Source organism: Longimicrobium sp., assembly GCF_036387355.1.
In the GTDB taxonomy this organism is placed as follows: Bacteria; Gemmatimonadota; Gemmatimonadetes; order Longimicrobiales; family Longimicrobiaceae; genus Longimicrobium.
Map to the genome: position 1 here is coordinate 1 of NZ_DASVTX010000128.1, position 8,732 is coordinate 8,732.

Below are 8,732 nucleotides of genomic sequence, written 5' to 3' on the forward strand. Positions count from 1 at the left end.
CGCGAGCCGAAGCCCGGCTCCGCAGCGTGCTCCGCCATGCCGAAGCCGATGGCGTCCAGCTTGGCGCCGTACGCGGCCAGCGTGAGCTTCAGGTGCCCCTTGCCCACGATGCGAGGCGGCCCGGAAAGCGCCACCCCGCGCGCGGCGAACACCGGCGTGGCGTTCCCGGCGCCGAACGGGCCGGCGTGCCGCAGCATGCGCACCAGGTCCATGTCCGCGTGCCGCAGTTCGATCTCCGTGTCGATGCGCACCTCCGGCACCAGGTCGTCGTCGCTCAGCATGGCGCAGGCGCGCGCGTTGAATGCCTCGCGAAAGGCGTCCACGTTCTCGCGCCGAATGCTGCACCCCGCCGCCACCCGGTGCCCGCCGAAGCGCACCAGGTGCTCGGAGCAGTGGCGCATGGCGTCGTACAGGTGAAAGCGCGAGGTGGACCGGCCGCTCCCCTTCCCCTCGCCGTCCTCGCCCATGGCGATCATCACCACGGGGCGGTGCAGCCGCTCCACCATGCGCGACGCCACGATCCCGATCACACCGGGGTGCCATCCCTCTCCCGCCAGCACCACGCCGCGGTCGCGGTCCGCGTCAAAGCCGATCTCCAACGCGGAAAGCGCCTGGCGGAGCGTGTCGCCCTCCACCGTCTGCCGCCACCGGTTGTCATCTTCCAGCGACTGCGCGATCTGCTCGGCTTCGCGCGGATCGTCCGTCAGCAGCAGCTTTACGCCGCGCTGGGCCTCGCCCATGCGCCCCACGGCGTTGATGCGCGGCGCGAGCTGAAAGGCCACCTGCGTGCTGGTGAGCTCGCCCTTGTCCGCCAGCCCCGTCACGCGCAGCAGGGCGCGCAGGCCCGGGTTGGGCGTCTCGCGCAGCACCTTGAGCCCCCAGCGTACCAGTGCGCGGTTCTCGCCCGAGAGCGGCGCCACGTCGGCGATGGTGGCGATGGCGACCAGGTCCAGAAAGCCGTGCAGCCGCTCCACGGGAAAGCCGGTCTCCTCCGCCAGCGCGCAGCACACCTTGTACGCCACGCCCACGCCCGCCAGCCCCTTGTCGGGGTAGCCGCAGTCCGCACGGTTGGGGTTCACGACGGCGATGGCGGCGGGGAGCGTGTCCCCCGGCGTGTGGTGGTCCGTCACCACGACGTCCACCCCGGCGGCGCGGGCACGCAGCACCGAATCGTGCGCCACGATGCCGCAGTCGCCGGTAAGGATCAGGGACGCGCCCATCTCCGCCGCGGCGCGGATGCCGGCGTCGGCGAGGTCGTACCCGTCCTGCACGCGGTGGGGAACGAACGGCAGCGCCACCGCCCCCATCATCCGCAGGGCGCGGACGTACAGGGCGGTGGCGCAGATGCCGTCCACGTCGTAGTCGCCGTGGACCAGAATGATCTCGCGCCCGTCGATCGCCCTTCGCAGCCGCGCCACCGCGTCGCCGACCCCCGCCAGCCCGGCGGGGGGATGGATGTGCGCGGCCGTGGGGCGCAGAAATCCGCGCGCGGCGTCCGCGTCGCCGTAGCCGCGCTGCACCAGCAGGCGGCACAGGGCGGCGGGCAGGCGCAGCGCCTGGCTCAGGCGGTCTACGGCGGCGGTTTCGGGCGCGGGGTGAACGACCCAGCGGCGTTCGGCAATGGTAGCGGGCATGCCAAAAAGCTAGCCGTCAAGCCGTCCGCGGGTCAAGCCACCATCCGCCGAACGTTGACGGTTCCCGGCGCCGGCTCAGACGTGCGAAAAGATCCAGACGGCCGCGGCGGCCACCACCAGCACGCAGAGGATGAGCGTGACCACCTGGGCCACGCTGCGGCCCGGCCCCGGCACGGGATCCTTCTGGTGCGGAACGGGCTGTGATCCTCCCTCAAAGGGCGGCTCCTTGCGGTCTTCGGCCACGGGCGTGCTCCGGCGGTGCGTGGTGGTATGATGGGGCGCGTGCCCGCCGGTTTCGCAACGCGCATGCCGGGGGACGGCGTCCGCGGCACGCGGATGGGCCGTGGAGCGCGCCCCGGCCCTTTCGCCCGGCGCCGCGGGGGATAGCTTTCCGTCCCGTTCCACCCTTTCCCGCGCCCCGCTCCCGCCGTGCAGACCATGCTGACGCCGCTGCGCCTCGTGACCCCCCGCCTGATCGTGCGCCTGGCCGAGCCGGGCGACGTGGACGGGATCGTCCGCTTTTTTTCGGAGAACCGGGAGCACCTCGCCGAGTCGCGGCCGCTGATGGGCCCGGAGTTCTTTACCGCCGGGTTCTGGGCCGCGCAGGTGCGCGCCAACCTTGCCGAGTTCCGCGACGGGCGCAGCGTGCGGCTGTTCTTTTTTGACGCGGAGAGGCCGGAGCGCGTGGTGGGGAACTGCAACTTTACGCAGATCTTTCGCTCGCCCGCGTACTACTGCGTGCTGGGGTACGGGCTGGCGCGGGAGTACGAAGGGCGCGGGCTGATGCGCGAGGCGCTGGAGCCGGCGCTGAAGTACATGTTCACCGAGCAGAACATGCACCGCATCGAGGCCAACTACATTCCGCGCAACGAGCGAAGCGGCCGCCTGCTCCGCCGCCTGGGGTTCACGGTGGAAGGCTTCGCCCGCGACTACCTGCTGCTGAACGGCAAGTGGGAGGACCACATCCGGACGAGTCTGACGAATCCGGAGTGGAGGGAGGTGTAGGGCGGGAGGGCGGGAGTGCTGAGTGCTGAGTGCTGAGTGCTGAGTGCTGAGTGCTGAGCGCTGAGTGCTGAGTGCTGACGGGCAACTGAAGTCGCGGCAACAACGGCGCGAAGTCCGCCTGCGCGGACTGCGTCGGCGGCATGGGTGCGGGCGGCAGAGAATCGCGCGGCCGCATGTCCAGAGCGAATGAATTCGCCGCTGGAACAGCACGAAGTCCGCCTTCGCGGACTGCATCGGCGGCTTCGGCGCGGGCCGCGCGCGCCCGTCGGTCCGCCAGGTCGGTTGAAGCCCCGATCGTGGACGCGACAACGGCCACGAGTCGGGGCTTACCGCTTTCAGAGCGGCGGATTCATCCGCTCAGGCCGGCCGCGTCGCCGCTATCTGGCCGCGCACACCGGCAACATCCGCCGCGTGCAGGTGAAGTCCCCCCGTCCGTTTGGGGGGACTTTCCGCCGTTGTTGCGGCGAATTCATTCGCTCAGGCCGGCCGCGCGGATCCGTTGATGCGCGCCGGGCTTTCCCCACGCCAACAACCCTCCCCCAGTCTTTTTTAGGGGAGGGTGGGCGAGTAATGCGAGCCCGGGTGGGGGCCGCCCTGGAACTCCGCCTCTTCAAACCTACTCCCACACGCTCACCGCCGTGCGGGCGGATCTGCTCAGCCGCGCCGGCCTCTACGCATTCTCGTCCTTCTCGTCGTTGCGGTACTCGTAATAATACCCATACTGCCCGGCGTTGCTCATCTTGTTGTCGGGGTCGTTCAGCACCGCGCCAACAATGCGCGCGCCCACCGCCCGCAGCTGCTCCGCCGCGTGGCGGGCGCTCTGCCGGTCCGTCTGCCCCGCGCGGGCCACCAGCAGCAGCGCATCGCACTGGGCGGCCAGAATCTCGGCGTCCGCCGCAGCCATCACCGGCGGCGTGTCCACGATCACCAGGTCGTACAGCGTCCCCAGCTCGCGCAGCAGCCGCCCCATCGCCGCGCCGCCCAGCAGCTCGGACACGTGCGGCACCAGGCGCCCGGCCGCCAGCACGTCCAGGTTCTCCACGCCGGAGGGGCGCGTCGCCTCTTCCACCGCAAGCTCCGCCAGCAGCGTTTCGCTCAGCCCCGGCGTGCGCGGCAGGCCGAACACGCTGTGCACCTTGGCGCGGCGCAGGTCCGCATCCACGATCACCACCCGCAGCCCCTGCTGCGCAAACACGGCGGCCAGGTTGCTCGTGACCGTGGTCTTGCCCTCCGACGCCGCCGGGCTGGTGACCATCAGCGTGCGCATGGGCGCGCCCTGCTGCGAGAAGATGAGGTGCGTGCGCAGCTTGCGGTACGCCTGCGAGCCCGGCGCCTGCACGTCGTTCACCACCACCAGCGCCTCGGTGGGCGCCGTCTCCCGCCGCCGCGCCAGCATCTTGCCCGCCGCGCCCAGCCGCCCCGCCGGAACCGGCGCGTCCGACAGGCGGGGAATCACCGAGATCACCGGAATGCGGGTGGCGTGCTCCACGTCCTCGCGGCGCGCGATGGAGGTGTTCAGCCGGTCCAGCGCCAGCGCGCCCCCGCCGCCCAGCGCCAGCCCGATGAGCAGCGCGAACATCAGCCGCTTCTTGCCGCCGCTCCCCACGGGGCCGCCGGGGAGCATGGCCCAGTCCACCAGCTCCACCTGCCCCGCCTGCACCGCCTCGTTGATGCGCGCCTCCTGCCGGTCGCGCCGCAGGTCGTCCACCAGCTTCTGCAGCGTCTCCACCTCGCGTGACAGGCGCGTTTCTTCCGCCTCCGCGTCCGGCAGGCCGGAGATGGCGGCCACGTCCGTCGCCATCACCTGGTCCAGCATGCCGATCTGCCCCGCCAGCGAGCCGCTGCGCGACTGCACCGCCCGCACCAGCCGGCCGCGGTAGGTGGCGATCAGGGAGTCCAGCTGCTGCACGTCGGGGTTGCTGCCGGCACGCGCCCACTGCCCCGTGGTGGCCGAGTCGCGCGCGTTCTGGTACCGCACCAGCGACGTGTACAGCACCATGATGCCGCTGTTGGTCGCCACCTCCGGCGACGCCGCCAGCGCGGCGATCTGCTCCTCGCCCTCGCGGCCGGTGGCGCGGGTGAGCTCGCGCGCCATCTGGTCGTAGATGCTCTTTTCCCCCACCAGCTTCTGCCGCTGCAGGCGAAAGTTGGCCAGCCCCTCTTCCGTGGTGCGAAACGTCTCGCGCGGCGAAAAGGAGCGCACGCCCTTGCGGAACGCGCTCAGCTGCGCCTGAAGGACCACGAGCAGCGAGTCGGTGCTGCGCAACTGCTGCTCCACGAACACCCGGCGGCGGCGCGACATGGTCTGTGCCGAGCGGGTGCTGATCTCCTGGAACGCCGCGGCAAAGGCGTTGGCCCCGCGCTGCGCCATCACGGGGTCGTTCGCGGCGTACTGGATGTCGACGAAGTTGGTGACCTCGCGCTGCGCGGCGCTCAGCGAGCCCAGCGCGTTCAGGATGGCGGACTGCGTGTCGATGACGTCAAAGGTGGCCGTCGTAATCCCCTTCGGCCGCTGCGCAAAGGTGATCACGACGGGGCCCACGTCCAGCGGCTGCCGGTAGAGCCCCTGCGCCGTGCGGCCGTTCATGCGCGCGGTCACCCGGTCCGCGCCAAAGATCACGTGCAGCGTGTCGCCCGTCTCCGCCGCCGGAAGGACGCGGATGTGCTGAATGGAGGCGTACGGAAACAGCCGGTCGCGCGGCTGCAGCCGCATCCCCAGCGAATCCACCACCTCCGACGCCACCGCGCGGCTGCGCAGCACCTGGATCTGCGACAGCACCGGGTCCGTGTACCATCCCGGAACGTCCTGGCTGGCCCCCTGCGCCGCCGCGGCGGGCGCAAGCTGCTGGCGCGGGTTCACCAGCTGCACGGAGGATGACGCCGCGTACCGGGGCAGCTCGCGGCTGATGCGGTACGCCGCGAACCCCAGCGAGAGCGCCACCGTCGCCGCGATCAGCCAGGCGTAGCGCCGCAGCGCGGCCAGGTACTCGCCCAGCGGAATCCCCTCGCTGACGGGATCGCTGTCCAGCACGGGCGTGCCGCGCAGCACCGGCGTGGCGGCGGCGGCTTCGGGATAGGGGCGGTCTTGGCGAGGAACGATGTCGGACACGGATCCGGCGGGTTGGGCGGTTGGATCAGGATCACCCGGAAGGCGGGCCGTACGCGGAAGCGCAAAAGGCGCCGAGCGTCCTGCGCGGGGCGTGGACCCTCGCATCTCGTTACCAATCAAGCGGATGCGGGTTCCATCCGCCGACCTGCATCAGTCCGTGCGCAGGGCCGCGCGGTAGGCGCGCAGCGTCTCGGCCGCCATCCGCTCCACACTGAATTCGGCGGCCACGCGGGCGCGCGCTCCCGCGGCCAGCCGTGCGCGCAGCGGCTCGTCGTCCAGCAGCGTCCGCAGCGCGTCCGCCAGAGCCGGCGCGTCGCGCGGGGGGACGGTGAGGCCGCTTTCCCCATCCATCGACACGAACGGAACGCCGCTGGGAATGCGCGTGTTGACCACGGGAAGCCCCGCCGCCATCGCCTCCAGCTGCACCAGGCCGAACGCCTCGCTGCGCTCCACCGCGGGGAGAACAAAGACGTCCGCCGCCGCGTACCAGGGCGCCAGGTCCGCCACCGCGCCGGCAAAGGTGACGCGGTCCGCGATCCCCAGCTCCGCGGCCAGCACCTGCAGCGGCTCGCGCAGCGGCCCGTCGCCCACCAGCACCAGTTGGCCCGGAACGGTTGCCATGGCGCGCACAAGGTATTCGAAACCCTTGTAGTACACCAGCCTACCGGCGCCCAGCACCACCCGCGGGCCATGACGTTCGCGCAGCCCCGCCACCTCCGCCGCGTCCGGCCGCGCGTACGCCTCGGCGTGGATGCCGAACGGCACGATCCGCACCCGGTCCGCGTGGCGGCGCAGCGTGGGCGAGGTGCGCGCGTACTCCGCCGAGCTGGCCAGGATGGTGCGCGCGCGGCGCAGAAAGCGGTGCAGGATGGGGGCAAAGGCCGCGCCCAGCACCCGCTGCCGCACGATGTCGCTGTGATAGGTGACGACGAGCGGCGCCGAATTGCCGCTCGCCAGGTACGACAGCACGGCGGTGGGGTTGGGATGATGGAAGTGGATGACGTCCACCTCCGCCCGCCGGATCGCCCGCGCCATGCCGGGATTGATGGACGCCGACGCGACCGCCACTGCCGTCCCGATGCGTGTCACGGGAACGCCGTCCACCGTTTCCGCCACCGTCCGCCGGTGGTCCGCGGAAACCAGGACCTGCACCTCCGCGTCCGCGCGGAGTTCGTGGCAGAGGGTGGCCAGGTGGCTTTCCATTCCCCCGCGGTGCGGCGGATAAAACTTGCCGATCTGCAGGACGCGCAGGCGGCTCATGCGGTTCCCGCCAGCACGCGGTCATAGACGGCGGCAATTCCCGCGGCGTAGCGGGCGAGCGTAAACCGCTCCGCCCGCGCCAGCGCCGCCGCGCGCGCGGTCCCGCGGCTCTCGGAATCCGACGTCCGGTGCACCTCCGCCCGGATCGCCTCGCTCCACGCGGACGCATCGTCTCCCGCCACGTACCGCACGGAATCCGCGCCTACTTCGCGGAACACGGGGAGATCGCTGGCCAGCACGGGGACGCCGCACGCCATCGCCTCCACCAGCGGCAGCCCGAATCCCTCCCGCGCGGAGGGGTTGACGACCAGCGCCGCCCGCCGGTACACGGCCGCAAGGGTGCGCCGTTCCAGCGAGGGAAGCTCCACCATCCGCCCCGCGATCCCCAGCCGCTCCGCGAGCGCGCGCTGCGGGGCGGTGAGCGGCCCGCCCACGCGCACCAGCCGCAGGCGCGGGTCCGCCGCGAGCACGGGCGCCACGGCGAGCAGCAGCAGTTCGATACGCTTGCGCGGCACCGTGCTCCCCACGTGCAGCAGGTCGGCGACGCCGTCCGATGACGGGCCGAGCATCGCCGCGGCCCGCGCGTCCGTGGCGGGATCCGGGTGCGCGTCGAAGTCCGGATGCGCGGCCAGCGGCACCGTCGTCACCCGCCGCTCATCCGCCAGCCGGTGTGCGAGAAGTTCCTGGCGCACGGCGTCGCTGTCGCAGACCACGTGGGCCGCGCGAGTGAGGCCGGTGAGCACGCGGCGCATCATCATGCGGAACCAGGCGGGACGCGGCTCGGGGTCGGGGAGCAGGGAGCGAAAGGCGTCCAGGTCGTGGCAGGTGACCACCGTCCGTTCCGCGGGAAGCGCATGCACCAGCTGCGCATAGCTGTGGTCCACGACGTGGTACAGCGGAAAGCCGGACCCGTGGCGCCGCAGCCAGCGCGGGTACGCCAGGTGCCGCGCGGCGAATCGGTCCGCGTTGCGCGCCCGCTGTCCAAAGAGGCGGCTGACGGGGCGCGGCATCTCCGGGCGGAGGGCGACGGGCTCATAGTGCGGGGCGTGCTGGCGCAGGCCGTCCACCAGCAGGTCGCCGGCGAGCGCCATGCTGGGCCACTGCTCCGCGTCGTAGTCGTAGACGACGGCCACGCGGCGCGTCACCGGGGGCGGCACAGCATCCACGCCTGGCTGTTCAGCAGCGGGCCCAGGAGCGGGAGGGGCGAAAAGCGCGTCCGCTCCAGCACGAAGTCGCGCTCCAGCCGGGCGGCGAGCGCGCGCCAGTTGAAGCCCTTGTGGCCGTGGTAGCGGTTGGGCGAGCCGTCCGCGAACGCCGTCTCGTACACGGGCCGGTCGATGGCCGTCCCCCGCCCCGCCACCAGCATGCGCGCCAGTTCGCCGGGGCGGTAGTGCTCGCGGTCCTGGTAGCCGCTGATGCCGCGCGCCCCGGCCGCCGCGCGCGCCGCCTGCTTTACCAGCAGCGCCGGCCCCGTCTCCACAGGCACGCTGACGATGATGGCGGCGTCGCGCGCGGCCAGCCTGCGGATCTGGGCGACCACGCCGTCCACCGACTCCGGCGTGCAGTGCTCCAGCACCTCCATGCACGTCACCACCCCAAAGGCGCCCGCGGGGAGCGAGTCCAGCTCCGCCGTGTGGACGAAGTCGAGGCCGCGGACGGCGGCGAAGCGGGCGCGCGCGTCGCGGACGAGCACGTCGTCCACCTCCACGCCCGTCGCGGCGGGA

At 72.1% G+C, this 8,732-nt stretch carries 7 protein-coding genes; 1 reads left to right on the forward strand and 6 read right to left on the reverse strand.

The features are described 5' to 3' along the window. Positions 1-1,634: single-stranded-DNA-specific exonuclease RecJ (gene recJ / locus VF665_RS05890; protein WP_331052488.1), on the reverse strand; the 1,634-nt coding region annotated here is incomplete at its 3' end. Positions 1,635-1,709: 75 nt separating this feature from the next. Beyond that, a complete protein-coding gene (locus VF665_RS05895) occupies positions 1,710-1,877 on the reverse strand; it encodes a hypothetical protein (RefSeq protein WP_170039876.1) in 168 nt (55 codons plus the stop codon). 195 nt (positions 1,878-2,072) lie between these two features. Between VF665_RS05895 and VF665_RS05900 the strand changes: the two genes are divergently transcribed. Then, positions 2,073-2,639, forward strand: a complete 567-nt coding sequence (locus tag VF665_RS05900; RefSeq protein ID WP_331052493.1) for a GNAT family N-acetyltransferase — start codon at positions 2,073-2,075, stop codon at positions 2,637-2,639. 670 nt (positions 2,640-3,309) lie between these two features. Here the strand turns inward: VF665_RS05900 and VF665_RS05905 are convergent. The 4 genes from VF665_RS05905 to VF665_RS05920 all read right to left on the reverse strand — a co-directional run. Further along, positions 3,310-5,748 carry a polysaccharide biosynthesis tyrosine autokinase gene (locus tag VF665_RS05905; RefSeq protein ID WP_331052489.1) on the reverse strand — a complete coding sequence of 813 codons (2,439 nt, stop codon included), beginning with the start codon at positions 5,746-5,748 and terminating at the stop codon, positions 3,310-3,312. A 150-nt stretch (positions 5,749-5,898) separates the two neighbouring features. Further along, positions 5,899-7,008: a glycosyltransferase gene (locus VF665_RS05910; RefSeq protein ID WP_331052490.1), complete on the reverse strand. Its 1,110-nt coding sequence runs from the start codon at positions 7,006-7,008 to the stop codon at positions 5,899-5,901. Then, positions 7,005-8,153, reverse strand: coding sequence for a glycosyltransferase family 1 protein (locus VF665_RS05915; protein ID WP_331052491.1), 1,149 nt, complete (start codon positions 8,151-8,153; stop codon positions 7,005-7,007). Before VF665_RS05915 ends, VF665_RS05910 begins: the two co-directional genes overlap by 4 nt. Further along, positions 8,150-8,732: class I SAM-dependent methyltransferase (locus tag VF665_RS05920; protein WP_331052492.1), on the reverse strand; the 583-nt coding region annotated here is incomplete at its 5' end. The genes VF665_RS05920 and VF665_RS05915, both read right to left, overlap by 4 nt.